Origin of the sequence: Streptomyces sp. CB03238 (genome assembly GCF_002099185.1) — a bacterium.
Taxonomy (GTDB): Bacteria; Actinomycetota; Actinomycetes; order Streptomycetales; family Streptomycetaceae; genus Streptomyces.
On sequence record NZ_NBCN01000045.1, the window covers coordinates 1 to 24869 of the forward strand.

Annotated in this window: 19 protein-coding genes and 1 pseudogene; 6 read left to right on the forward strand and 14 right to left on the reverse strand. The window is 72.9% G+C overall.

All coding sequences use genetic code 11. The features are described 5' to 3' along the window. Nucleotides 1-289 precede the first annotated feature (289 nt). Nucleotides 290-1297 carry a stage II sporulation protein M gene (locus tag BKD26_RS37975; protein WP_084907698.1) on the reverse strand — a complete coding sequence of 336 codons (1008 nt, stop codon included), beginning with the start codon at nucleotides 1295-1297 and terminating at the stop codon, nucleotides 290-292. Between the two features lie 118 nt (nucleotides 1298-1415). Here BKD26_RS37975 and BKD26_RS37980 point away from each other — a divergent pair, with 118 nt between their 5' ends. Then, entirely contained in the window at nucleotides 1416-2417 is a 1002-nt protein-coding gene (locus tag BKD26_RS37980) for an RDD family protein (RefSeq protein ID WP_179166866.1), read from the forward strand. A gap of 43 nt (nucleotides 2418-2460) precedes the next feature. Here BKD26_RS37980 and BKD26_RS37985 read toward each other — a convergent pair whose 3' ends face one another. Together BKD26_RS37985 and ahcY are read right to left on the reverse strand one after the other, a co-directional pair. Then, nucleotides 2461-3075, reverse strand: a complete 615-nt coding sequence (locus BKD26_RS37985; protein WP_084907700.1) for a hypothetical protein — start codon at nucleotides 3073-3075, stop codon at nucleotides 2461-2463. 138 nt (nucleotides 3076-3213) lie between these two features. Next, complete coding sequence (gene ahcY, locus BKD26_RS37990; RefSeq protein WP_084907702.1) at nucleotides 3214-4671, reverse strand: adenosylhomocysteinase; 1458 nt, start codon at nucleotides 4669-4671, stop codon at nucleotides 3214-3216. A gap of 366 nt (nucleotides 4672-5037) precedes the next feature. Between ahcY and lepB the strand changes: the two are divergent. Continuing rightward, a pseudogene (gene lepB, locus BKD26_RS38000) lies at nucleotides 5038-5526 on the forward strand (signal peptidase I); the annotation flags it as partial. A gap of 213 nt (nucleotides 5527-5739) precedes the next feature. On the opposite strand, the gene BKD26_RS38005 reads toward lepB, so the two are convergent. The 6 genes from BKD26_RS38005 to BKD26_RS38030 form a co-directional block, all read right to left on the reverse strand. Then, nucleotides 5740-6678 carry a cation diffusion facilitator family transporter gene (locus BKD26_RS38005; RefSeq protein ID WP_084907706.1) on the reverse strand — a complete coding sequence of 313 codons (939 nt, stop codon included), beginning with the start codon at nucleotides 6676-6678 and terminating at the stop codon, nucleotides 5740-5742. Between the two features lie 84 nt (nucleotides 6679-6762). Next, nucleotides 6763-7947, reverse strand: a complete 1185-nt coding sequence (gene manA / locus BKD26_RS38010; protein ID WP_084907708.1) for a mannose-6-phosphate isomerase, class I — start codon at nucleotides 7945-7947, stop codon at nucleotides 6763-6765. 137 nt (nucleotides 7948-8084) lie between these two features. Continuing rightward, the gene (locus BKD26_RS38015; protein ID WP_084907709.1) at nucleotides 8085-9317 is read right to left on the reverse strand and encodes an SIS domain-containing protein; all 1233 of its coding nucleotides are present in this window, start codon (nucleotides 9315-9317) and stop codon (nucleotides 8085-8087) included. 84 nt (nucleotides 9318-9401) lie between these two features. Then, nucleotides 9402-9584 (reverse strand): Trm112 family protein, encoded by a 183-nt coding sequence (locus BKD26_RS38020; RefSeq protein ID WP_084907711.1) that lies wholly within the window; start codon nucleotides 9582-9584, stop codon nucleotides 9402-9404. Nucleotides 9585-9803: 219 nt separating this feature from the next. After that, nucleotides 9804-11171 carry a phosphomannomutase/phosphoglucomutase gene (locus BKD26_RS38025; RefSeq protein ID WP_084907712.1) on the reverse strand — a complete coding sequence of 456 codons (1368 nt, stop codon included), beginning with the start codon at nucleotides 11169-11171 and terminating at the stop codon, nucleotides 9804-9806. 75 nt (nucleotides 11172-11246) lie between these two features. Continuing rightward, nucleotides 11247-11675 carry a DUF3499 domain-containing protein gene (locus BKD26_RS38030; protein ID WP_073757778.1) on the reverse strand — a complete coding sequence of 143 codons (429 nt, stop codon included), beginning with the start codon at nucleotides 11673-11675 and terminating at the stop codon, nucleotides 11247-11249. 273 nt (nucleotides 11676-11948) lie between these two features. Here BKD26_RS38030 and BKD26_RS38035 point away from each other — a divergent pair, with 273 nt between their 5' ends. Next, complete coding sequence (locus BKD26_RS38035; protein WP_084907715.1) at nucleotides 11949-12377, forward strand: metallopeptidase family protein; 429 nt, start codon at nucleotides 11949-11951, stop codon at nucleotides 12375-12377. A 144-nt stretch (nucleotides 12378-12521) separates the two neighbouring features. On the opposite strand, the gene BKD26_RS38040 is transcribed toward BKD26_RS38035, so the two are convergent. The 3 genes from BKD26_RS38040 to BKD26_RS38050 all read right to left on the reverse strand — a co-directional run bounded on the left by BKD26_RS38040 (nucleotide 12522) and on the right by BKD26_RS38050 (nucleotide 18654). Then, nucleotides 12522-14048 carry a DUF5719 family protein gene (locus BKD26_RS38040; RefSeq protein WP_084907717.1) on the reverse strand — a complete coding sequence of 509 codons (1527 nt, stop codon included), beginning with the start codon at nucleotides 14046-14048 and terminating at the stop codon, nucleotides 12522-12524. Continuing rightward, nucleotides 14045-17689 carry a glycosyltransferase gene (locus BKD26_RS38045; protein ID WP_084907719.1) on the reverse strand — a complete coding sequence of 1215 codons (3645 nt, stop codon included), beginning with the start codon at nucleotides 17687-17689 and terminating at the stop codon, nucleotides 14045-14047. Before BKD26_RS38045 ends, BKD26_RS38040 begins: the two co-directional genes overlap by 4 nt. Nucleotides 17690-18390: 701 nt before the next feature. Then, on the reverse strand, nucleotides 18391-18654 hold the full coding sequence (locus tag BKD26_RS38050; protein ID WP_023588371.1) for a WhiB family transcriptional regulator: 264 nt from the start codon (nucleotides 18652-18654) through the stop codon (nucleotides 18391-18393). A gap of 664 nt (nucleotides 18655-19318) precedes the next feature. Between BKD26_RS38050 and BKD26_RS38055 the strand changes: the two genes are divergently transcribed. Genes BKD26_RS38055 through BKD26_RS38065 form a run of 3 tightly spaced genes read left to right on the forward strand, consistent with a single transcriptional unit; the run spans nucleotide 19319 to nucleotide 22105 of the window. Continuing rightward, the gene (locus BKD26_RS38055) at nucleotides 19319-19822 is read left to right on the forward strand and encodes a cysteine dioxygenase family protein (RefSeq protein WP_084907721.1); all 504 of its coding nucleotides are present in this window, start codon (nucleotides 19319-19321) and stop codon (nucleotides 19820-19822) included. A 13-nt stretch (nucleotides 19823-19835) separates the two neighbouring features. Beyond that, the gene (gene cofD / locus BKD26_RS38060) at nucleotides 19836-20792 is read left to right on the forward strand and encodes a 2-phospho-L-lactate transferase (RefSeq protein ID WP_084907722.1); all 957 of its coding nucleotides are present in this window, start codon (nucleotides 19836-19838) and stop codon (nucleotides 20790-20792) included. Continuing rightward, the gene (locus tag BKD26_RS38065; RefSeq protein ID WP_084907723.1) at nucleotides 20789-22105 is read left to right on the forward strand and encodes a coenzyme F420-0:L-glutamate ligase; all 1317 of its coding nucleotides are present in this window, start codon (nucleotides 20789-20791) and stop codon (nucleotides 22103-22105) included. Before cofD ends, BKD26_RS38065 begins: the two co-directional genes overlap by 4 nt. Before the next feature lie 611 nt (nucleotides 22106-22716). Here BKD26_RS38065 and BKD26_RS38070 read toward each other — a convergent pair. Both BKD26_RS38070 and BKD26_RS38075 read right to left on the reverse strand, forming a co-directional pair. Further along, nucleotides 22717-23661: a DNA-3-methyladenine glycosylase 2 family protein gene (locus tag BKD26_RS38070; protein ID WP_241518723.1), complete on the reverse strand. Its 945-nt coding sequence runs from the start codon at nucleotides 23659-23661 to the stop codon at nucleotides 22717-22719. A gap of 96 nt (nucleotides 23662-23757) precedes the next feature. After that, nucleotides 23758-24840, reverse strand: a complete 1083-nt coding sequence (locus tag BKD26_RS38075) for an NDP-sugar synthase (RefSeq protein ID WP_084898947.1) — start codon at nucleotides 24838-24840, stop codon at nucleotides 23758-23760. Nucleotides 24841-24869: the final 29 nt, after the last annotated feature.

A 24869-nucleotide genomic window follows, 5' to 3' on the forward strand; every position in this document is an offset into this window, starting at 1 on the left:
TTTCCGGTTCGGATTCAGTTCCCGGTGGCCGTTGGAGGGCCTTTGCCTTTCGGCTGGTCCGACTTTATCAGAATCATTTCCGCCGAGCTAATCGACGTTCGTGATTCGGATGAGGAATCGGATTGGCTCCGTGGAAATCAATTCCGACCGGAGCGAGAGAGACTCTAACGTTCGCGCTCGAACTTGTCCAGTCCGGGGCAACCGTTCAAATCTACCTCCCCACGTCAGCCGTGTCAACGGCTTTGGTGGGCGAAGAGGAGACTAGCAGGTCAGGTGGGTCGTACGCACATCAGGCGGCGGTGGGCAGCTCGGCGCTGCGGTCGGGGGACTCGACGTCGCCGGTTTCGCCGGCTCTGGCCGCGCGGCCACCGAGGACGTACACGTACGCAAGAAATGCCAGCTCAGCCGCGATGCCGATGCTGATGCGGGCCCAGGTCGGGAGGCCTGAGGGGGTGACGAAACCCTCGATCACGCCCGAGACGAAGAGGACCAGGGCCAGGCCGAGCGCCATGCCAAGGGCAGCGCGGCCCTGCTGGGCCAGTGCTGTCCTGCGGGACAAAGGGCCGGGGTCGATGAGGGTCCAGCCGAGGCGGAGACCGGTGCCGGCGGCGACGAAGACGGCGGTGAGTTCGAGGAGGCCGTGCGGGAGGACGAGTCCCAGGAAGGTGTCGAGGCGGCCCGCCGAGGACATCAGGCCGATGCCGACACCCAGGTTGAGCATGTTGAGGAAGAGGATCCACAGCACGGGGACGCAGAGGAACGCGCCGAGGACCAGGCACATGGCCGCTGCTTGCGCGTTGTTCGTCCAGACCTGGGCGGCGAAGGAGGCGGCCGGGTGGCTGGAGTAGTACGTCTCGTACTCCCCGCCGGGGCGGGTCATCTGTCGGAGTTCCTCGGGGGCCGCGATGGACGCCTGCACCTCGGGATGGGTGCCGATCCACCAGCCGATGACGGCGGCCAGGAGCGTGGACAGGACTGCCGTCGGGATCCACCAGTGCCGTGAGCGATAGACGGCCGCGGGGAACCCGGCGGTCAGGAAGCGGACGGCGTCGCGCCATGAGGCGCGGCGGGTGCCTGTGACCGTGGCGCGTGCGCGGGCCACCAGCTGGGTGAGCCGGGCGGTGAGCATGGGGTCCGGGGCACTGGACTGGATCAGGGAGAGATGGGTGGCGGTGCGCTGGTAGAGAGCGACCAGCTCGTCGGCCTCGGCCCCGGTGAGGTGGCTGCCCCGGCGCAGTAGGTGGTCCAGACGGTCCCATTCGGCGCGGTGGGCGGTGACGTAGACGTCGAGGTCCATGATCGGCTGCTGCTCCAGGCACTGGTGCGTACGGTTCGTACTACTGCGGCGCGCTGGTGGTCAGCTTGGCAGACTGGCGTTCAAAGGGGTTGGGGAAGGTCGAAGAAGGGTGGGCGCTGTGAGCGGGGTTGTGACGGGGGACGCGGTCGTACTCGGCTTGCAGCCGGCGAGGCTGCCCAGCCGGGCGCTGGCCCTTGCCATCGACCTCGTCGTGGTCTGGGCCGCGTACCTCTTGATATCCGTCGGCCTGGCGATAGCCACCGCCTCCTTGGACGAAGCAGCCGTCATGGCGGTGTCCATCGCGACCTTTGTGCTCGTGCTGGTGGGCGGGCCCATAGCGGTGGAGACGCTCAGCCACGGGCGTTCGCTCGGGAAGCTGGCGTGCGGGTTGCGGGTGGTGCGGGACGACGGGGGGCCGATCCGGTTCCGGCACGCGTTGGTGCGTGGGGCGATGGGGGTCGTCGAGATCCTGATGACGTTCGGCGCCGTGGCATGCATCGCGTCCCTGGTGTCGGCTCGGGGGCGGCGAATCGGTGATGTCTTCGCCGGGACGCTTGTCGTACGCGAGCGGGTTCCGGCGGCTCGGGCGATGGCTGTTCCGCCTCCGCCGCCCTGGCTCGTCGGGCGGTTCGCGCAGCTGGATCTGTCGGCGGTGCCGGACGACCTGTGGTTGGCGATACGCCAGTACCTGACGCGGATGCGGCAGCTCGACGCCACGGTGGGGCGCGCGCTGGCGGAGCGGCTGGCCGACGAGCTGGTGGCCCGGACGGGTACGCCTGCGCCGCCGGGGGTGCCCGCGGCGGAGTTTCTGGCCGCGGTGGTGAACGAGCGGCAGGCGCGGGATGCCCGGCGGGCGTTCGCACCGGCGGGCGGTGCGGCAGGGGTGGCGGGTGCGGCTGCGGTGGGGGGTGCGCCCTGGGTGTCGGGGGGTGCGGCGTCGGCGGGCGGTGCGGCTGCGTTCGGGGGTGCGCCCTGGGTGGCGGGGGGCCGGGCGTCGGTGGGTGCCGGTTCTCCGGTGGCGGCGGTTGGTGGGGTCGCCGGTGGCGGTGGGGCTGGTCGGCCGGAAAGTGAAGGCAGTCGGGCCACGCCGCCTGCTACGGGGTTCGCTCCACCCGCGTAGGCCTCAGGGCCTCAGAGCCTCAAGGCCTCAGGGCCTCAGGGCCTCAGGGGAAGACCGACGGTGGGGTCTCGAGGTCCTCGAGCTCGATGCCGGGGGCGGCGAGGACCACGTCGCCGGCGATGTGGACCGTGTGCTGTTCGCCCGTGTCGAGGGCGTTGACCTGGTATTCGTCCACGGTCAGGGGGCCGTTGTCAGTGGTGTGCGCTTCACTTCTGATCAGGGCCCACGACTGGTCGACGGTGAGGGGTGCGAGTACCGGGTCCGTGAAGGCGACGAGGCGGACTCGGGTGGGAGGAGAACCGGGGGTGAGGCGGAGCAGACGGGATGTCGCGACGAGGAACGCCGGGGACGTGCCGGTGAAGGCGTGGGCGCGCACATTGCCTTCCGTGGCGTGTGTACCGGTGGGGTCGGTACGGACCCAGGTGACGCCGTCGAGGGCGGCGCCACGGACCTGCCAGCTCGCGGCGTGCAGTTCGAGACGGATGGGGCGGCCGAGGTCGTCGAGGGTGAGGTCGACGGAGCCCGCGTGATCGCCGGAGGGGGTGGTGATCTGGGAGACGTAGCGCCAGCCGGAGGGGCCGGGTGCACAGTTGAAGTGCTCTTCACCGAGGGGGGTGTGATCGTGCGGATCATGGAGCGAATAACGGCCGCGGGGCATGGGTCCTCGGGTCCTCGGGATCGGCGGTAGGGGGACGCCCGGTACGGGGCAGGCCCCCGGCACGGGGGTGCGGGGGCCTGCCTGGTGCCTGCTGCCGTTCACCGGCTGCTGCGGACGTGCGTCAGTGCACGGGCGCCGTCAGTAGCGGTAGTGGTCGGGCTTGTAGGGGCCTTCGACCTGGACGCCGATGTAGGCGGCCTGCTCGGGGCGGAGCGTCGTGAGCTTCACGCCGAGCGCGTCCAGGTGCAGGCGGGCGACCTTCTCGTCGAGGTGCTTGGGCAGCACGTAGACGTCGGTCGGGTACTCCTCGGGCTTGGTGAACAGCTCGATCTGGGCCAGCGTCTGGTCCGCGAAGCTGTTGGACATCACGAACGACGGGTGACCGGTGGCGTTGCCCAGGTTCAGCAGGCGGCCCTCCGACAGCACGATGATCTTCTTGCCGTCGGGGAACGTCCAGGTGTGGACCTGCGGCTTGACCTCGTCCTTGACGATGCCCGGGATCTGGGCCAGGCCAGCCATGTCGATCTCGTTGTCGAAGTGGCCGATGTTCCCGACGATCGCCTGGTGCTTCATCTTGGCCATGTCCGCGGCCATGATGATGTCCTTGTTGCCGGTGGTGGTGATGAAGATGTCGGCGGTCTCGACGACGTCGTCGAGGGTGGTGACCTGGTAGCCGTCCATCGCCGCCTGCAGCGCGCAGATCGGGTCGATCTCGGTGATGATCACCCGGGCGCCCTGGCCTCGGAGGGACTCGGCGCAGCCCTTGCCGACGTCGCCGTAGCCGCAGACCACGGCGACCTTGCCGCCGATCAGGACGTCGGTGGCGCGGTTGATGCCGTCGACCAGCGAGTGGCGGCAGCCGTACTTGTTGTCGAACTTCGACTTGGTGACGGCGTCGTTGACGTTGATGGCCGGGAACAGCAGGGTGCCGTCGCGGTGCATCTCGTAGAGGCGGTGGACACCCGTCGTGGTCTCCTCCGTCACACCACGGATCTCCGAGGCCAGGCGGGTCCACTTCTGCGGGTTCTCAGCAAGGGTGCGGTTGAGGAGACGGAGAATGTAGCCGTACTCCTCGCTGTCCGCGGTGGACGGGTCCGGGGCCTCGCCGGCCTTCTCGAACTCGACGCCCTTGTGCACGAGGAGGGTGGCGTCACCACCGTCGTCCAGGATCATGTTCGGGCCGCCGGTGGGGGTGTTCGGCCAGGTCAGAGCCTGCTCCGTGCACCACCAGTACTCCTCCAGCGTCTCGCCCTTCCAGGCGAAGACCGGGACACCCTGGGGGTCGTCCGGGGTGCCGTTCGGGCCGACCGCGATCGCGGCAGCGGCGTGGTCCTGGGTGGAGAAGATGTTGCACGACGCCCAGCGGACCTGCGCGCCGAGGGCGACCAGCGTCTCGATCAGAACGGCCGTCTGCACCGTCATGTGCAGCGAGCCGGTGATGCGGGCGCCGGCGAGCGGCTGGGACTCGGCGTACTCCTTGCGGATCGCCATCAGGCCCGGCATCTCGTGCTCGGCGAGGGTGATCTCCTTGCGGCCGAACTCGGCCAGGGAGAGATCGGCGACCTTGAAGTCCTGTCGGTTGGCGACAGTCGTCATTTCGAGCTGCTCCTCGTGTTGGGTCGAGGGTGGGTACGGCTGGCTCTGCGAGGTAGCTGGACACAAGGATGCCCGGTACCCGCAGTGCAGTCGTCGGAGGCCCTCTCTCCCTCGGCCGGTCCGTCGTGGACCGCCCGACCGCCATCAGCAGCGACGTCTGACTCTGGTCACGAATCTACACCGATCGGTCCGGCGACCCACAGTCCGCCCGGCGCCAGGATGCGACCGGATCCCGGCGGCGCGCCGGTTCGTGGACGCGGGGGATGGACCCGGGCTTCCGAGGGCGGTTGTGGGGGCGTGGGGGAAGCACGATCATGGGGCACTTGGGCGGGATCGACGCCCGTCATCAGGAGGGAGGGGATGGGGATGAGACCAGGGCGTGGGCTGCGGTTGGCCGGGTGGGTGCTGGTTCCGCTGGGAGTGGTGTTGCTCGTGGGGTCCGTGTTGGCCCTCCTGGGCGGGTACACGGCGCACACGCTCGGTTCGGCGTCGATGGAGCCGACGTACGGCGCGGGCAGTCGGTTCTTCTTCGAGAAGGTCGGGCCGTCGGAGGTGCGGCGTGGGGATGTGGTCGCCTATCGCATGCCGGAGCGGTACGAGGGCGCGCTCGTGGTGCAGCGTGTGATCGGGGTCGGTGGCGACCGGGTGGTCAGCGACGGCACCAGGGTGACCCTGAACGGGGAGCCGCTGGTGGAGGCGTACCTCCGCGGCGGCGATCCGGTCGGGGACGGGATGGCGTACGACGTGACGGTGCCGGAGGGCCGGCTGTTCATGCTCGGGGACAGCCGCGGCAACTCCCGGGACTCGCGCTACTTCACCGACGACAGCCCCGGCGGGACCGTGCCGGTGGCCGCCGTGCAGGAGCGGGTGCTGGACAGCGGCACGGTTGTGGTGCTGCTCGGTCTGGGGATGGTCGTCGGGGCCGTCGCCCTGTTCGTCGGGGGGCGGGCTCGGGCTCACCGGGTGGCTGTCCGGGCGTCGGCGCGAACGGGCCGGGGAACGGATCGGGGAACGGATCGCGGTGTAGGAAAGGCCCCCGGTCCCTCGGGACCTGGGGGCCTTCTCACGTCAGCGGGCGGTGGCGCCGCCGGACTTCGCCTCGCGGTAGATGTCCGGCTCCAGGTAGATCACCCGGGCGATCGGTACGGCGGTACGGATGCGGTCCTCCGCGGCGTCGATCGCCGTCGCGATCTCGGTCGCCGTGTCCTCGTGCCGAACGGCGATCTTCGCGGCGACCAGCAGTTCCTCGGGGCCGAGGTGCAGCGTACGCATGTGGATGATGCCGGTGACGGTGTCGTTGTCGACGAGCGCCGCTTCGATCTTCTTGACCTCGTCGACGCCGGCGGCCTCGCCGAGCAGCAGAGACTTGGTCTCGGCGGCCAGGACGATCGCGATCACGATGAGCAGGACGCCGATGCACAGGGTGCCGATGCCGTCCCAGACGCCGTTGCCGGTGGTGATCGCCAGGCTGACGCCGACGAGCGCCAGGATCAGGCCGACCAGCGCGCCGAGGTCCTCCAGGAGGACGACCGGGAGCTCGGGCGCCTTGGCGCGGCGTACGAACTCCTTCCAGGAGAGGTTGCCACGGACCTGGTTGGACTCCTTGATGGCGGTCCGGAAGGAGAAGGTCTCGGCGATGATCGCGAAGACGAGGACACCGACCGGCCAGTACCAGGCCTCGATCTCGTGCGGGTGCTTGATCTTCTCGTAGCCCTCGTAGATGGCGAACATGCCACCGACGGAGAAGAGGACGATCGAGACGAGGAAGGCATAGATGTACCGCTCACGGCCGTAGCCGAAGGGGTGCTGGGGCGTGGCCTCGCGCTGGGCCTTCTTCCCGCCGACGAGCAGCAGGCCCTGGTTGCCGGAGTCGGCGAGCGAGTGCACGCTCTCGGCGAGCATCGAGGACGAACCACTGAAGAGGAACGCCACGAATTTGGCCACAGCGATCGCCAGATTCGCGGCAAGCGCCGCCACGATCGCCTTGGTTCCGCCTGACGCGCTCATGCGTGCGGGTGTCCCTTCCTAGATGCTGCTGGGGGGTGGTTCGTACGGCGGCACATTGTTGCAGCAGCGGATGCGGGCGTTACGTCAGGCCACCACTGTGGCGCGGAAGGCCGTGCCCTTACCGGACAGTTCGGCCTTTTCGCCTGCCGGGATGAAGACGGACCGGCCCGGGGTGAGGGTCAGGTCGTTGGTCTGCGGGGCGCCGGAGGTGGCGAGGACGATCTGGGGGGTGGGCGCGGTGATGTCGACGGGGGTGGCGCCTTCGGGCCGTACGTAACGGGAGAGGCGGAACTCGTCGACCGGCGTTTCGTAGACCTCTTCGCCGGAGGGCGATGCCTCGGGGCGCAGGACGCCCGGGTCGCTCGCTTCGAAGCGTACGACGCGGAGGAGTTCCGGGACGTCCACGTGCTTGGGGGTCAGGCCGCAGCGCAGGACGTTGTCCGAGTTCGCCATGATCTCGACGCCGAGGCCGCCGAGGTACGCGTGCGGGACTCCGGCTCCGAGGTAGAGCGCCTCGCCGGGCTGGAGCCGGACGTGGTTGAGCAGCATGGCGGCGAGGACGCCCGGGTCGCCGGGGAAGTGGTGCGCGAGGACGGCGTACGGGGCGTGGGCGCCGCCGAGGCGGTCGCAGGCGGCGGCGGTCTCGGTGACGGTGGCCGCCATGTCGGCGGGATCGGCGGACAGGACGGCCGTCAGGACCTCGCGGAGGGCGGCGTCCTCGGGGTGGGCGTGCAGGAGATCGACGTACGGCTTGAGGGAGTCGACGTCGAGCGCGGCGAGCAGCTCGGCGGTCCGGTCGGGGGCGCGGAAGCCGCAGAAGCCCTCGAAGGGGGTGAGGGCGCAGATGAGTTCGGGCTTGTGGTTGGGGTCCTTGTAGTTGCGGTGGGGCGCGTCGATGGGGATCCCGGCGCGTTCTTCGGCGGCGTACCCCTCCTGAGCCTGGGCGAGGTCCGGGTGGACCTGGAGGGAGAGGGGGGCGGCGGCCGCGAGGATCTTGAGGAGGAAGGGCAGGTGGGGGCCGAACTTGGCGACGGTGGCGGGGCCGAGTTCGCGTTCCGGGTCGGCCTCGATGAGGGCGGAGAGCGGTTGTTCGGCGGGTCCGGCGGGTCCGGCGTCGGTGGCGCGGGTGACGCGGGAGGGGGCGCCGGGGTGGGCGCCCATCCACATCTCGGCCTGGGGCTCGCCGGTGGGGGCGACGCCGAGCAGTTCCGGGATGGCCGTCGAGGAGCCCCAGGCGTACGGGCGGACGGTGTTGGAGAGGCGGTCCATGCGTCGTCTTTCCTTGCGTCTTTGCTTGCGGCCGCCCGAGGGAGGGAGGGCGGTGGGCGGGGACGGGGGGAGGGGGGACGGTGGGGGATGGGGCGCGGGGGACGGGGGTGGACGGGAGGGGGTGGACGGGCGGGGCGTCAGGGGGTGTTGAGGCGGGACGTCAACGCCAGGTAGACGGCCGCGAAGTCCGTCACCGCGAGCAGCTCCGCGAACCCTTCCAGGTCGGTCGTACCGTTGCCGGTCGTACCCCTGTCGGCCCCAGTGCTGTCGGACCCGGCGCTGTCGGGCCCAGTGCTGTCGGCTCCACCGCTGTCGGGCCCGACGTCCTCCGGTTCGAGTTCGCTGATGGTCGTGTCGTGGCTGAGGGCGAGTTCGCGGGCGGCCGGCGCGGCGGTGAGGCCGCCCACCGGGCGGTCGCGGAGCAGTACGACCCGGGCGTGCAGGGCCTGGCGCTCCTCGACGCGGTCGCGGAAGAAGTCGTCGGGGTCGGCGCCGGCCGCGAAGTCGCCCGAGAGGAGGCCTCCGTGGGCGGCGAGCGCCTCCGGCAGTTCGGCCGCGAAGGCCGGGCGGCCGGCCAGCTCTGCCAGTACGGCGGCGAACCGGCGGCCGATCGGCGCGGCGGTCGCTCCCTCGGTCCAGATGATCGGGAGGGTGTCGGCGAGTTCGGCGGCGAGGGTCTTGGCGGGGTTGCTGTACGTGGCGACGGCCGGGCCGCAGCGTTCGGCGGTGCGGTCCAGGCGGTCGGCGACCTTCTGGAGGGTGTCGGCGGGCGCGTTGACGAGGCCCACCCGGTCGAGCAGGGCGAGGAACGGCGTGAACAGCGCCCACAGGGCGGCGGGGCTCGCCTCCTGCGCCTCTTCCTCGGTCAGCTCGTGGGGGGCGGTCGCCATCGGCACGACCAGGCCGTGCGTATCGTCGACGGCCTCGGCGAGCGGGGAGCGACGGGGGGCGACGGCGACGACGGTGACGCCGCGGCGGTAGGCCTGCTCGGCGAGGAGGGCGAGGCCGGGTTCGCTGCCGTCGGTGGTGGTGATCAGGAGCAGGTCCACGGAGCCGGCCCACCCCGGGAGGGTCCAGCGGAGGGCCCCGGGAGCGGCTGCCACGCCGGTGGAGTGCAGCCGGGCGACGGGCGCGGAGGCACCGGCCAGGGCGGCCACCATGTCGGCGACGCCGGCGGCCGCGGTGCCGGGGCCGGCGATGAGGATCGCGCGGGGGCGGCCTTCGGGGTTCAGCTCGGTGACGCCGGCCTCGGCGGCGTGGCGGGCGGCCGTGCGTACGCGAGCGCCGGCTTCGGCGGCCCCGCGGAGGAGACCGCGGCGGTCGACTCGGGCCAGGGCGTCCGGGTCGTCGAGCAGCGTCTCGTCGAGCATGAGGTGGGGCCTCCGATCGCCGTGCAGGATGGTGTGCGGTTCGGCGCGGCGCCGGGGTGAGCGGCGCCCTTCGCGGGTGCGCCGTCAGGCGGGGCGGCGGGCCTCGTCCACGAGGAGGACCGGGATGCCGTCCCGTACGGGGTACGCCAGGCCGCAGTCCTCGCCGGTGCAGATGAGCTCGGGGTCCTCGGCTGCCGTGCGGTCGCTGAGCGGGGCGCGGCAGGCCGGGCAGGCGAGGATCTCCAGGAGGCCGGCTTCGAGCGGCATGAGGTGGTCCCTTCGGGCGGGTGGGTGGCGGGTGGTGGGCGGTCCGGTGGGCCCTTGGTGGTGAGCGTCGGGCCACGTCAGCCTACCGCTGGGGGGCGGGGGATGCGGCGTTGGCGGGGGCGGGGTCTTGTCGCCCGTCCCTCCCCCGTACGCCTTGCCCGAGGCGCACGGGGAGCCCCGCTTCCGGGAACCGGCCCCCGCCCCCCGGACTCCGGGGTGCTAGGGGGTGCGGATGAGGGTGAGGACCTCGTCGCGGAGCCGGGCCATCGTCGGTTCGTCGCGGGCTTCGACGTTCAGGCGCAGCAGCGGTTCCGTGTTGGAGGGGCGGAGGTTGAACCACCAGTCCGGGGACGTGACCGTGAGGCCGTCGAGCTCGTCGGTGGTGATGCCGGGGCGGGAGGCGAAGGCCTCGCGTACCGCCGCCGTGCGACCGGGCTGGTCGGCGACCGTGGAGTTGATCTCGCCGGAGCCGGCGTAGCGGTCGTACGAGGAGACCAGGCGGGACAGCGGTCCGGTCTGGCCGCCCAGGGCGGCCAGGACGTGGAGGGCGGCCAGCATGCCGGTGTCGGCGTTCCAGAAGTCGCGGAAGTAGTAGTGCGCGGAGTGCTCACCGCCGAAGATCGCGCCGGTACGGGCCATCTCCTCCTTGATGAAGGAGTGGCCGACCCGGGTGCGCACAGGCGTCCCGCCGTTCTCGCGGACGACCTCGGGGACGGACCACGACGTGATCAGGTTGTGGATGATCGTTCCGGTGCCGCCGTTCCTGGCCAGCTCGCGCGCCGCGACCAGGGCCGTGACCGCCGACGGGGACACCGGGTCGCCCTTCTCGTCCACCACGAAGCAGCGGTCGGCGTCGCCGTCGAAGGCCAGGCCCAGGTCCGCGCCCTCCTCGCGTACCCGCCGCTGCAGGTCCACGAGGTTGGCCGGGTCCAGCGGGTTGGCCTCGTGGTTGGGGAAGGTGCCGTCCAGCTCGAAGTACATCGGCACCAGGTCCAGAGGCAGGCCCTCGAAGACGGTGGGGACCGTGTGGCCGCCCATGCCGTTGCCCGCGTCGACCACGACCTTCAGCGGCCGGATGGACGTGAGGTCCACCAGGGTCTTCAGGTGGGCGGCGTAGTCGGTGAGGGTGTCCCGCTCGGTGAGCGTGCCGGGCGTGGCCGCCGCGTCGGGGACGCCCGTCTCCAGCCACTTCTCCGCGAGCGCGCGGATCTCCGCGAGGCCCGTGTCCTGGCCGACGGGCGCCGCGCCCGCGCGGCACATCTTGATGCCGTTGTACTGGGCCGGGTTGTGCGACGCCGTGAACATCGCGCCCGGGAGTCCGAAGCGCCCCGAGGCGAAGTACAGCTGGTCCGTGGAGCACAGGCCGATCAGCGTGACGTCCGCGCCCCGCCGTGCCGCGCCGCGCGCGAACGCGCCGGACAGGCCGGGCGACGAGGGGCGCATGTCGTGGCCCACGACGATCGCGTCGGCGCCGGTCACCTCGACGAACGCCGCGCCGAAGAGCTCCGCCAGCGGCTCGTCCCACTGATCCGGCACCACTCCGCGGACGTCGTACGCCTTCACGATCCCAGACAGATCAGCTGTCACTTCCCCGCACCCTCCTGCAAGCCCTGTGTGTCCACCCGAAGTGGAGCACACAAACTACCCGTAGGGGGCAGGCGGTCAGGAGTCGGGAGAGCGCAGCACCCGCAGATGCCCGCGGCGGCCGACCTCCACCGGGTCCCCGGCACGGCCGCCGGGCTTGCCGCCGGCCTGCGCCGCGCGTTCCTGGGGGCGGGCCGCTTCGCGTACGGCGTTGGCGAGCGCTTCGAGATCGTCACCGCTGGGGCGGGCGGGCGCGGAGCCGTCCGAGAGCCGGACGACCTCCCAGCCGCGTGGCGCGGTCAGGCGCTCGCTGTGCTCGGCGCACAGGTCGTAGCAGTGGGGTTCGGCGTAGGTGGCGAGCGGGCCGAGGACCGCAGTCGAGTCGGCATAGACGTACGTCAGTGTCGCGACGGCAGGGCGGCCGCACGCGGTGCGCGAACAGCGACGTACAGGGCTCACGACGTTGGACGGTACCGCACTCTTGAGCGGGCCGCGACGACTCTCCACCAGGTCACTCGCCCGTGTCGCGGTGTGACGTCCCGCACAGAGGCCTCCGGAATCGCTCGGCTGACCTGCGGGGAACGGCTGATCCGGGGGTGTGGGCGGTCGGCGTACCGAACGCCACCCCGAACGTATCCGATCAATCCCGACGAGCTGACCGATCGGTCCGTCCTGCCGGATCGCGCCGAAGCGTCGCCGGAATGCTCAAATAACGACACGCCGTGGGCGTGGCGCGCAGCCCGATCGTCATACGCCGGGGAGAGCTACGCTGCCTCAGTGATGGACAGTCCCGTACCGCCCCGCCCGGCCGAGCCCCGGCCGCGCCGCCGAGACCGGCACGGCCGCGGCATGCGCGGGCCCGTCGCCCCGCCCCAGGTACCGCTCTCCGCCACGCGCGCGGACACCTTCCGTGACCTGGTGGAGGACTCGGTGGAACGGCTGGAGCGGCGCTGGCCACAGCTGGCCGACGTCGACTTCCTCGTACTGGAAGTACCGGTGTCGCCCGACGAGTCCGTGCCGCTCGGCATCTCGGTCCCGGCCGGGCGCGACCGGCCGGCGCGGGTCATCGTCTACCGGCGGCCGGTCGAGCTGCGCGCCAAGAACCGTGACGAGCGGGCCCTGCTCGTCCACGAGGTCGTGGTCGAACAGGTCGCCGAGCTGCTCGGGCTCGCTCCCGAGTCGGTCGACCCCCGGTACGGACAGGACTAGTCACGCGGTCGCGCCACGGAGCGCGTGGCCGACCCTTGGCCGCAGGGGCGGGACCGGTCCGGCACCGCCGGGCGGGGCGGGACACCCAGTGCCCGGACCCGGGGGCGGGGAGGTGTCCCACCCCGCCCACAACTGCCCGCGGGGTCAGTCCCCGAGTACCGACAGGTCCTGCCGGGCCGTGGGGACCTCCACCGTGCCCCTGTCGTCGGCGAGGGTCTGGACCGTGAACATCGGGATGCCGTCGTCCGGCTCGGCCAGCGTGCGCGCCGCGTGCACCGGGCCGCCCGAGACCGTCTCGACGGTCAGCGCGTACGAGCCCTTCAGCCCGGCCGGCACCGGCGGCGCGACCGCCAGCGTCGTACCGCCCTTGACCGTGTACGTCTTGGTGGCCGGCGTACCGCCCCCGGTGCCCGCCGAGGCGGTGACCTTGACCTCGGCGGTCTCGCCGGGCGCCGTCAGCGACAGGGTGGTGCCCTCGGCCCGGTTGTCCGCCGCCGTCGCCCGCTCCCCCACCGGCCCGGTCGCCGGGATGAACGCCACCTCCTGGTCGCCGCCCTTGCCACGCACGACGCGCAGCGCGGCGACCACCGGGGTGGCCCGCCCCTTCTGCGCCGGGGACAGCAGCAGCGACCCGGCCTCGCCGCGCGTGACGTCCTTGAGGTCGACGGCCGCCGTCATCCCCGACTTGACGTGCAGCTCCCGCGCCTCGGCCGGGACGATCGTGCCGGTCGGGCTCGCCAGCTGCACCTTCAGCTGGGCGTCGTCCTCGCCGGGCGCGTACGCCACCAGCCGTACCGACGTGGCGTCCGCCGGGATGCCGGGCAGGACCAGCGTCCCGGCCGGGTCGGCCGACGCGGGCAGCCAGTCGCTGCCGAGCTTCTCGTCGGCGGAGCGCACCACCGCGCCCACCCGCCCGCTGCGGGTGGCGACGTGGACCGTGACGTCCTCGGCGGCCGGGTCGGTCGTCAGGGTGGACAACAGGACGGGCACGCTCGACCGGGCCGGGACCGTGATGCCCTCCGTGAGCTGCGTCTTCAGGGCGCCGTTCGGCCCGTACAGCTCGATGTCGACGACGGTGGCCGTGTCGTCGGGGTTGGTGAGGTGGACGTAGTCCGCGCGCTGCGCGGCGGTCGAGGCGCCGGGGAACCAGAAGTCCGTGTCGGGCGCCGTGCAGCTGACGCCCAGCATGCCGCGCCCGCCGCCCGCCGGGACCTTGGTGGTCTGCTGCGCGGTCCAGCCCGGGGCGAGCCGCCCGGAGGCCGAGCCGACCAGGGCGGGCGCGTCGCCGCCGTCGGCCTCGGCGGAGACCGGCTTGCCGGGCTGGGTGAGGGCGACGACGGGCTTGTCGGCGGCGGGGGCCTTCTTGGCCGTACTCGCCTTCCTGGGGTCCGCCGTCGTCTCGTCCGCGGTGGCGGCGGACGGCTTCAGCTCCGCCTGGCCGGCGCCCTCGCCCTCGCCCACCGGCGTGAACGAGGTGTACACGGTCTCGGCGACCTCGGAGTTGCTCGGTGCCGGGCACAGCAGGGTGGAGCGCTCGACCGGGAGCCGCGCCGGGAGGACGGCGTTCGTCACCGTCCCGGTGTCGCCCTCCGGGGCGGACAGGGCAGCGAAACCGGTGACCGCGGCGAGGGCGGTGACGGCGGCGGCGAGGGAGAGGGTCGTCCGGTTCACTGGTTGCTGCTCCCGTCGGGACGCTGCTCGTTTTCGTACTCGTAGCCGTACTGCTGCTGCTCGTACTGGCCCGGCGGGTACTGCTCGTCGTACTGGCCCTGCTCGTACGGCTGCTGGTACTGCTCGTACTGGCCGTACTGCGGGTATTGCTGCTGGTAGTACGGGTCGGCCTGGTACTGCTGCTGTGCCGGGTCGGCCGGGTAGGCGGCGTACGCCTGGCCGTCCGCCCACTCGCCGTAGGAGGGCTGCTGCGGCACCCCGTCCACGGTCTGCGCCGCGTACGGATCGGTGTCCGGTACGGGCGGTACGGACCCGGCGGCCGGCCCGCCCTCGGAAGCCGTCTCCGGGCCGCCCTCCGCGGCCTCGGCGGCGGCCGCCGCCCGCAGCCGGCGCGCCCGGCGGCCGTCGCCCGCCAGGTCCTCGGCGGTCACGGCGGGCTGCTCCTCCTCCGGCAGGTCGTCGTCCACGTCCCGGCGCCGCCCCGGCAGGGCCAGCACCAGGAGGACCACGGCGAGGAAGACCTGCGTCCAGATCCAGGCGGTGTGGGTGACGGGGTTGTCGTACGTCAGGTCCAGGCGCCCGCCTTCGGCGGGCAGCTCGAAGCCCTGCGCCCAGCCGTCGACGACCGTCTTCTTCAGCGGCCGGCCGTCGATCTTCGCCTGCCAGCCGTCGTCCGCGCGGTCCGCGATGCGCAGGACGCGGCCGGCGCCGCCCGACGGGATCTCGGTGTGCGCCTCGACGGGCCCGGAGGCGACCGGCAGCCGCTCGCCCTTGCCGTCGCCGCCCGGGACGATGGTGGCCCGCGCGACCTGGCGGTCCACCCGCCACAGGGCGCTGCCGTCCAGCTGGCTGAGCCGGGTGAGCCCCGGCGTGGCGTCCAGGACGCGGCTCATCTGGCGCGGCGCCCCGTCCCGTACCAGGACGTACCGGATCGCGAAGCCGCTCAGCTGGTCCGTCTGGTCCGCGCCGGAACCGGCCACCAGGTGCGCGACGACCTTGTCGAGGCGCGCGTCGCCGCCGCCCGCCGCGGCCAGTTCGGCGTCGCCGAGGCGGGCGCCCGAGCCGCGGACCAGGGTGTACGGGACCTCGGCGGACGAGGCGCCGCCCAGGACCAGGGTGCGCGGCTGGTCACGGGTGCCGCTCTCCTCCGCGACGAACGCGGGCACCTGGACCGGGTCGCGCCGCTCCAGGGGACCGGCAGCGCCGCCGATCATCCAGCCGGCCGCGCAGATCACCGGGCCGCCGGCGGCGGCCAGGGCGATCAGCACGGCGACGGGCTGGCGCCAGCCGAAGCTCTGGGAGGCGACGCGCGTACGGCCGCCCTCCGCGCCGAGCATGCCGGCGGCCAGCAGCGCGATGCCGTACACGAGGGTGGCGGGCCCGGCCCAGCCGGAGCCGTCGCCGGAGCCGTTGACGAGCACCGCGAAGAGGAGGGCGACGACGGCCGTGACCCACGCCGTACGGATCGCGAACTGCCGCTCCGCGCGGAGCAGGGCCGCGAGCGCCGCCAGGACCAGGCCGATCAGGACGAGCCCGTCGGCGGCCCTGGGCCCGCCCGGAGAGATGCCGAGCAGGTCGAGCGGGGTCGCCGCCCCCGTACCGAACTCCATCCCGGCCTCCTTGAAGAAGGCGGCCGGGTCGGTCAGCAGGGACAGGGACCAGGGGGCGAGCAGCAGCAGCGGCGTGCCGACGGCGGCGACGAAGCGCAGCCCGTACGCGACGATGTCGTCGCGCCGCAGCGCCAGGACCGCCACCCCGAGGACGACCGCCAGCGGCCAGACGACGGGCGTGAAGGCCATGGTGAAGGTGAGCAGGAAGGCGTACGCCCAGGTGGCGCGCCAGCTGCCGCGTCCGCCCCCGCGCAGTCCGTGCGCGGCGACGGCGGCCCGGGCGATCAGCGGCAGCAGGACCGCGAGGACGGCCGTGCCGAGCCGCCCGGTGGCCAGGGCGCCGGTGCCGGCGGGCAGGAAGGCGTAGGCGACGGCTCCCCAGGCGCGCAGGAGCCGGGACTGGACCAGGGAGCGGGAGGCGAAGTACGCGGTGATGCCGGCCAGCGGCACCGAGCAGACGAGCAGCACGGTGAGGGCGAGGCCGGTGGAGCCGAGGAACACGGCGGAGAGGGCGGCGAGGACCGCGAGGTACGGCGGGGCGGTCTGCGTGCCGCCGGTGCCGAGCGGGTGCCACGCGTCCGCGTACCGGCCCCACAGCTCCCCGACTCCGTCGGGGACGGGCAGCAGCGCGCCGCCCGCGAGGGAGCCGCCGCCGAACAGGCCGCGGCACGCCACCACCGACACGACCAGCAGCAGGGCGAAGAGGACCGGGCCCGGCTTGCGGGCGATCTTCTTGAGGCGGGCGAACTGCTCGATCTCCAGGTAGTCGGCGTCGTCCCCGCCGGGGCCCGACTCGACCGCGCCGTGCCGTGAGCCGCCCGAATCGGCGTCCGTGCCGCCGAAGTTGGACATGACCTGTTCGACGGTGGCGCGCACGGTGGCGCCGGGCGGCGGGAACAGCGGGCGCAGTTCGGCCGCGTCCACGGCCCGCCGGCTCCTTCTGCGGCGGGCCGCGATGATCCGCTCGGGCCGCAGCAATGTGCCGAACAGACCCATGACTTCGTCGACGGCCTGGCCGGGCGCCTTGCCGACGAGGTAGGCGAGGGTACGGAGGAGGGTGCCGACGACGAGGCGGAGCAGGACCCAGGGCAAGGCGATGCCGCGCGCGTTGGCGAGCAGCGTGTAGACGGCGCCCGCCTTGTCGACACGGTGCGGGCTGGCGACGGAGCGGCCCGCGCAGTCGACGGTGCGCCGCTCGCGCGCGGACGCCTCGGCGTGCCGGAGGACGGCGTCGGGGGCGACGAGGACGCGGTGGCCGGCGGAGTGGGCACGCCAGCACAGGTCGACGTCGTCACGCATCAGGGGCAGGCGCCGGTCGAAACCGCCGAGCTCCTCGAAAACGTCGCGGCGGATGAGCATGCCGGCGCTGGAGACGGACAGGACGGAGCGGACCTGGTCGTGCTGGCCCTGGTCCTGCTCGCGCCGGTCCAGGCCGGTCCAGCGGCGGCCGCTGTTGGCGATGGAGACGCCCACCTCGAGGAGCTGCTTGCGGTCGTACCAGCCGCGCAGCTTGGGCCCGACGATCGCCGCGTACTCGTCGCCGTCCGCCACGCGCAGCAGCTCGGCGAGGGCGCCTGGCTCGGGCGCGGCGTCGTCATGCAGCAGCCAGAGCCACTGGACGGGCTCGCCGTGCGGCAGCTCGGGCATGTCGTACGCCTCGTCGCGCCAGGTCCTGCTGACCGGGTCCCAGCCGCTGGGCCGCTTCAGGTACGGCAGCTCCTCGGGGCCGAGGACGGGCGCCGTACGGGCGGCCTCGTCGACGGCGGCGCCGAAGCCCGTACGCCGCGCGAGGTGCAGCACCCGGTCGTCGCCGATGGCCTCGGTGACCAGCCGCGCGGAGTCGTCGGCGCTGCCGGTGTCGGCGGCGATGACGTTCTGTACGGGACGTTCCTGACCGAGCAGCCCGGCGAGGACGTCCGGCAGCCACCGGGCGCCGTCGTGGGACACGAGCACGGCGGTGACGACGTGCCGCGGGAACTCGGGCTGCTGGGTGGGGGAAGCGGGGGTGAACGCGGCTGTGGTGGCGGACATCGGGTTACGGGCCCTCCGGCCGGGGGGTCGCCCGCGGGGGGCGTTGGAGCGTCTCGGACGGAGGCCCACACTAATGGCTGGCACGATGCCGGTCCGCCGCCTGTGGACAGAGCCCGGGTGGCCGGCCGTTCTTTACGTACATCTGTGCACGGTTTGGCCGGTCACCGCCGCTCGATGGCCGATCGGTCACCCGCTACTCGCCCGCCGCGCGCGGACGCCCCCGACGCGGGCGAGCGCTCTGGCGGCTCGGGCGCGTGCCCAGTGCAGGCGACGGGCGACGGGACGGTGGTGCGGGCAGCTCCGCGGCCGGACAGCCCCCGGGTCCGCGGCGCGGGCGTGCGGCAGGTGCCCGCCAGGTTGAGGGCCGGACGGCGCGCTGGTGAGGCGCCATGGGGCGGCGTGGCTCGGCGCTGGCGGCCGGGCGGCGCGCTCAGCGGCAGGTGACCGGCGGGCTCGGCGCTTGCCGGCCGGGCGGCGTCGCTGGGCCGGGCGGCGCGCTCAGCGGCAGGTGACCGGCGGGCTCGGCGCTTGCCGGCCGGGCGGCGTCGCTGGGCCGGGCGGCTCGTGCGGTGGGTGCTCGGCCCTGCGCCGACAGCCCCAGTGGTGGGCCCTGGAGCGGCGGCTTGTGGTGGTCCGGAGCCACCCGCTCCGGGCGCGGGCACGGCGGCCGGGTCTCACTCCGGCCCCGCGGGGCGGTGGCGTCAGACCGCCGCTTTTTTCAGGCGGCGGCGCTCGCGCTCCGACAGACCGCCCCAGATTCCGAATCTTTCGTCATTGGCGAGCGCGTACTCGAGGCATTCCGAGCGGACTTCGCAGGCGAGGCAGACCTTCTTGGCCTCGCGGGTGGATCCGCCCTTCTCGGGGAAGAAGGACTCCGGATCCGTCTGGGCGCACAACGCGCGCTCCTGCCAGCCGAGTTCCTCATCCGCGTCCTCGACCAGCAGTTCCTGGAACAACTCGGTCATGTGCGCCCCTCGTCGGTCTTTGCGTCCCCGTGATGTGGCCGTTTGTCGAATTTTTCGGCCGAACGACACGAGTGAAATTACAAGTGTGGTGCTCCGGGCCAGTCAAGCTGGGATCTGCTATTGGGCCCGGTATTCACTCTGCGGAACCAAGGGTATGCGGAAAGTGTTCAAATCAGCAAAAATGAGACACATGCCGCCACCTCGCCCGCATCCCCCCTTTCACCACGTCTTCAAGGGAGGACGTCCGCCGCTTCGATCTTGTTGCGGTCGAGCCGGTGAAGCGACCCGGATCACAGTCAGGTCACGAGGGAGCGGCGACGTTTGCGCGGGCGGTTGCAGCGGCATGTGTCCTGGCCCCCGACAGCACAAACCTTTCTCCGGACGGAGTAACCGGATGAGGTGAAACATTGCCGCCAAATCGGGCATTGGGTTGACAGGCGTACATCGAGCCAGTCACCTTGTTTGCATGCCAGCGACCACAGCGCTCCTCGCGACCCACCCCCGTGGGTCCCACAGCGCTGCCCGGGCTCTCCAGCCGCTCTGTCGCTGTTGCTGTCGCTGTTCCAGCTGTTGATGCCGTAGCGCTCCAGCGTCTTCTCCCCCAGCGTCTGTTTTCAGCCTTCCGGTTTCCGGACCTGTTTCTCTCGAGGAACCCCCGTATCCCATGAACAGCGACAGCGACCTCCAGATCGCCGGCGACATCCTCGCCGTACAGCACCTGCTCCAGCCCGCCAAGGAGCACCCGTCCACCGTGGCGGAGTTCGCCGGGCTGGCCCGGTCCATCGCCGCCGACCGCGCGCAGTGGGCGCATCTCGTCGAGTACGACGCCACCACCCGCTGGTACCACCGGCTGCGCACCGGACCCGGCTACGAGGTGTGGCTGCTGTCCTGGGTGCCCGGACAGGGCACGGGTATGCATGATCACGGCAAGTCCTCCGGCGTACTGACCGTCCTCGAAGGGGAACTGACGGAACGTACGGAAATGGGCGCACAGGTGCTCAACGCCGGCGCGCAGCGCGTCTTCGCGCCGGGTTACGCGCACGATGTCGTCAACGACTCGCTCGAACCGGCCGTCAGCCTGCACGTCTACTACCCGGGCCTGACCGACATGCCGATGCACACCAGTGCCTGCTCCGCCCCGGAGACCCGGGATGTCGTAGTCGCCTGACAGACTGCTGCGCATGCGCATTGTGGTTCTGGCCGGCGGCATCGGCGGTGCCCGTTTTCTGCGTGGCCTCAAGCAGGCCGCGCCGGACGCGGACATCACGGTCATCGGCAACACCGGTGATGACATCCATCTGTTCGGGCTGAAGGTCTGCCCCGACCTCGACACGGTGATGTACACCCTGGGCGGTGGCATCAACGAGGAGCAGGGCTGGGGACGGGCCGACGAAACCTTCCAGGTCAAGAGCGAACTGGCGGCGTACGGAGTGGGGCCCGAGTGGTTCGGGCTCGGCGACCGCGACTTCGCCACCCACATCGTCCGTACGCAGATGCTGAGCGCCGGTTACCCGCTGAGCGCCGTCACCGAGGCGCTGTGCGCCCGGTGGAAGCCGGGCGTCCGGCTGCTGCCCATGTCCGACGACCGGGTGGAGACGCACGTCGCCGTCGAGATCGAGGGCGAGCGCAAGGCCGTGCACTTCCAGGAGTACTGGGTGAAGCTGCGCGCCTCCGTGGACGCGCAGGCCGTCGTGCCGGTCGGCGCCGAACAGGCCAAGCCGGCGCCGGGTGTGCTGGACGCGATCGGTGCGGCCGATGTGGTCCTCTTCCCGCCGTCGAACCCGGTCGTCTCCATCGGCACCATCCTCGCCGTGCCCGGCATCCGCGAGGCGATCGCCGACGCGGGCGTGCCGGTCGTGGGCCTCTCCCCCATCGTCGGCAACGCGCCGGTGCGCGGCATGGCCGACAAGGTGCTCGCCGCGGTGGGCGTCGAGTCCACGGCCGCGGCGGTCGCGCAGCACTACGGCTCCGGGCTGCTGGACGGCTGGCTCGTCGACACGGTGGACGCGGACACGGTCGGCGAGGTCGAGGCGGCCGGCATCCGGTGCCGGGCGGTGCCGCTGATGATGACGGACGTGGACGCGACGGCGGAGATGGCGCGCGAGGCGCTGGCCCTCGCCGAGGAGGTACGTGCATGACGACCCCCTCGTACCGGGTGTGGGCGCTGCCCGGGCTGCCGGAGGTGCGGCCCGGCGACGATCTCGCCAAGCTGATCGCCACCGCCGTCGCGGCGAGCGAGCCGGGGCTGGCCGACGGTGACGCGCTGATCGTCACGTCCAAGATCGTCAGCAAGGCGGAGGGGCGGATCGTCGAGGCGGACGACCGCGAGGCGGCGATCGACGCCGAGACGGTACGGGTGGTGGCGCGGCGCGGAACCCTTCGCATCGTCGAGAACCGGCAGGGCCTCGTCATGGCGGCGGCCGGGGTCGACGCGTCCAACACCCCTGCCGGGACGGTGCTGTTGCTGCCTGAGGACCCGGACGCGTCCGCGCGGGCCATCCGCGCGGGGCTGCGGGACGCGCTCGGCGTGGATGTCGGCGTCGTCGTCACGGACACCTTCGGGCGGCCGTGGCGCAGCGGGGTCACGGATGTGGCGATCGGCGCGGCGGGGGTGCGGGTGCTGGACGACCTGCGCGGCGGTACGGACGCGTACGGCAACCCGCTCGTCGCCACCGTGGTCGCCGGCGCGGACGAGCTGGCCGCGGCCGGGGACCTGGTGAAGGGCAAGGCGGCGGGGCTGCCGGTCGCGGTGGTGCGGGGCCTTGCGCACCTGGTCGTCTCCGGGGAGGACGCCGAGGGCGCCCGTGCGCTGGTGCGGGACGCGGCGGACGACATGTTCCGGCTCGGCACGTCCGAGGCGGTGCGGGAGGCGGTGACGCAGCGGCGCACGGTGCGGGAGTTCACGGACGACCCCGTGGACCCGGGCGCGGTGCGGCGCGCCGTGGCCGCGGCCCTGACGGCGCCGGCGCCGCACCACACGACTCCGTGGCGGTTCGTGCTGCTGGAGTCGGCGGAGTCGCGGGTGCGGCTGCTGGACGCGATGCGGGACGCGTGGGTCGCGGACCTGCGGGCCGACGGCCTCGGCGAGGACGCCATCGCGCGGCGGGTCCGCCGCGGGGACGTCCTGCGGCGCGCGCCGTACTTGGTGGTGCCGTGCCTGGTGATGGACGGCTCGCACCGTTACGGGGACGCGCGGCGTGATGCGGCGGAGCGGGAGATGTTCGTGGTGGCCGCCGGGGCCGGCGTACAGAACTTCCTGGTTGCGCTGGCGGGTGAGCGGCTCGGGTCGGCGTGGGTGTCGTCGACGATGTTCTGCCGGGATGTGGTGCGGGACGTGCTGGGGCTGCCGGGCGACTGGGACCCGATGGGCGCGGTGGCGGTGGGCCGGGCGGCGGGCGTGCCCCGGCCGCGGGCGGCGCGGGCGGTGGAGGGCTTCGTGGAGGTGCGGTGACGTTTCCCCGGGTGGGTGGTTTTGTCCCCCACCCGCCCCTTCCCGACACCGGGGGCTGTGCCCCCGGCCCTCTTACGGGGGAGGTTGTTTGTACGTGGGGGCTGACGCCCCCACACCCCGGCCGCGGCCGCTTCGCGCCGCGGGCGGACACCGCACCGGGACGGGCCGCTGCGCAAGGCCGGCCGCGAGGCGCCCGGTGCCTTGGCCCGGCCCGACGGGGGACGCGCAGTGGGTCGTGTTCTGGGCGTAAAACGACTGAGCTTGCGAAGGAGAGCCCAGGACACGATCCCCGGAGCGGCCCCAACGGCACGCTCCCGCGCGCGGGCGACCCGGAGAGCCCACACCCGGACGGGCGCCTCCAAGCCGGCACCCGAGCGCGGACGCCACGCCGGGGCGGGCGGGTCCGACAGGCACGCCTCGGCGGCGACTCGACCGCCGGGGCGACTCCGGGCTTTGCGGCACGCCCCCGCGCACGGGCCGACCACGGGGCCCACCCGCCGGGACGGCGACTCAACCGTGCGGGCGACCCGCCCCGAGTGCCCCAACCGCGGGGCGGCGCCCAGGCGGAGAGCCCCGCCGGACGGCACCGCGTGACCGGGCGGCTCCGGGGGTCAGAGCGTGGCGATGTTGCCGGGGGTGAAGCGGGGCCCGTGGCGGGGTGGGATGTGGCCGCTGAGGAGGATGAGGCGGGCGGCGCGGTGGCGTTGGCCCGCGTAGGGGGCCAGCAGCTCCAGCATCTCCTCGTCGTCGGCGTCCCGGCGGCCTGCCAGGGCGTAGCCGACGATGCTCGGCAGGTGGTAGTCGCCGGTGGTGACCGCGTCGGGGGCGCCGTTGCTGCGCTGGACCGTTTCGGCGGACGTCCAGGGGCCGATGCCCGGGATGAGCTCCAGCCGACGCCGGGCGTCCACCGGGTCCATCGCGGCGGCCTCCTCCAGGCGGCGGGCCACCCGGACCGCGCGGAGGATCGTGGTGGAGCGCTTGGCGTCGACGCCCGCGCGGTGCCATTCCCAGGACGGGATCAGCGCCCACGTACGCGGCTCGGGCATGACGTACAGCCGGTCGTTCGGGCCCGGCGCGGGCTCGCCGTACCTGCGTACGAGCAGACGCCACGCCCGGTACGCCTCGTCCGTCGTGACCTTCTGCTCCAGGATCGAGGGGATCAGCGACTCCATCACCAGCCCGGTACGGGTCAGCCGCAGCCCCGGGCGGCGCCGCTCGGTCACGGCCAGCAGCCGGTGGCGAGGGGTGAACGCGGACGGGTCGTCCTCCGCCCCGAGGAGCGCCGGGAGGCGGTCCAGCAGCCACTGCGCGCCCGCGCCCCACGCCTCCGCCTCGACGGTCCCGCCCCGCGCCGCGACCCGCAGCGTGCCGGGGCCCTCCGGGGTGCGGGTGGCCCGCCACACCGACCCGTCGGGCGCCGTCCGGAACGTCGGGTCGCCCGGGCCGCGCCGCAGCGGCCCCAGGGCGAGCCCCAGGTCCAGCGGCCACGGCGGCGTCCAGCTTCTCGTCCGGGGAGGTGAGGCCTGCGCGGGTATGACGACATGGCCGCCGCGCACGGTCGTGCCGGTCGTGCGGGTCGTGCGGGGGGCGTAGCGGCCTGCCACGGGTACGGTCCGTCCTCGGAGGTCTGGTGCCTACGACCCTACTGGCCCCTACTGGTCCGAGGAGAACCGCACCGCCCCGTCCGGCAGCCGCGCCCCGCACCACACCCGCACCCCGTCGCGCAGTTCGTTGTCCGCGCCCACATGGGCGCCGTCGCCGATGACCGCCCCGTAAAGGACCGTCCGCGCGCCCACCCGGGCCCCCTCGCCGATCAGCGAGTCGCTGATCACCGCGCCGGCCTCGACGACCGCGCCGGCCAGGACCGTGCTGCCGTCGACGCGGGCGCCCTCGCCGACCGTCGCGCCGGCGCCGATGACCGTACCGCCCGTGAGCTTGGCGTCCGTGGCGACGAAGGCGCCGTCGAGGACGAGCCGGTCACCGCGGCGGCCCGGGACGGCCGGCGAGGGGGCGCGGCCCAGCACGAGGTCGGCGGAGCCGCGCACGAACGCCTGCGGGGTGCCGAGGTCCAGCCAGTACGTGGAGTCGACCATGCCCTGGAGGTGGGCGCCGGTCGCCAGCAGGTCGGGGAACGTCTCGCGTTCGACCGAGACCGGCCGCCCCGCCGGGATGGTGTCGATGACGGAGCGGCGGAAGACGTACGCGCCCGCGTTGATCTGGTCGGTGACGATCTCCTCGGGCGTCTGCGGCTTCTCCAGGAACGCCGTGACCCGCCCGGTGGCGTCCGTCGGGACGAGCCCGAACGCCCGCGGGTCCTCGACGCGGGTGAGGTGGAGCGAGACGTCCGCGCCGGACGTCTCGTGGGTGTCCACCAGGGCCCGGATGTCCAGGCCGGTCAGGATGTCCCCGTTGAAGATCAGGACGGGTTCCTCCGGGCCGGAGCGGAGGCGGGAGGCGACGTTGCGGATGGCCCCACCCGTGCCCAGGGGCTCCTTCTCGGTGACGTACTCGATGTGCAGGCCGAGCGACGACCCGTCGCCGAAGTACGGCTCGAACACCTCGGCGAGGTACGAGGTCGCCAGCACGATGTGCTCGACGCCCGCCGCCCGCGCGCGGGCCAGCTGGTGCGTGAGGAACGGGACGCCCGCCGCCGGGACCATCGGCTTGGGCGTGTTCACCGTCATCGGACGCAGCCGGGTGCCCTTGCCACCGACCAGGAGGATCGCTTCTGTCACCTGTCGTCTCTGCTTCCTGCTGGGTCCGG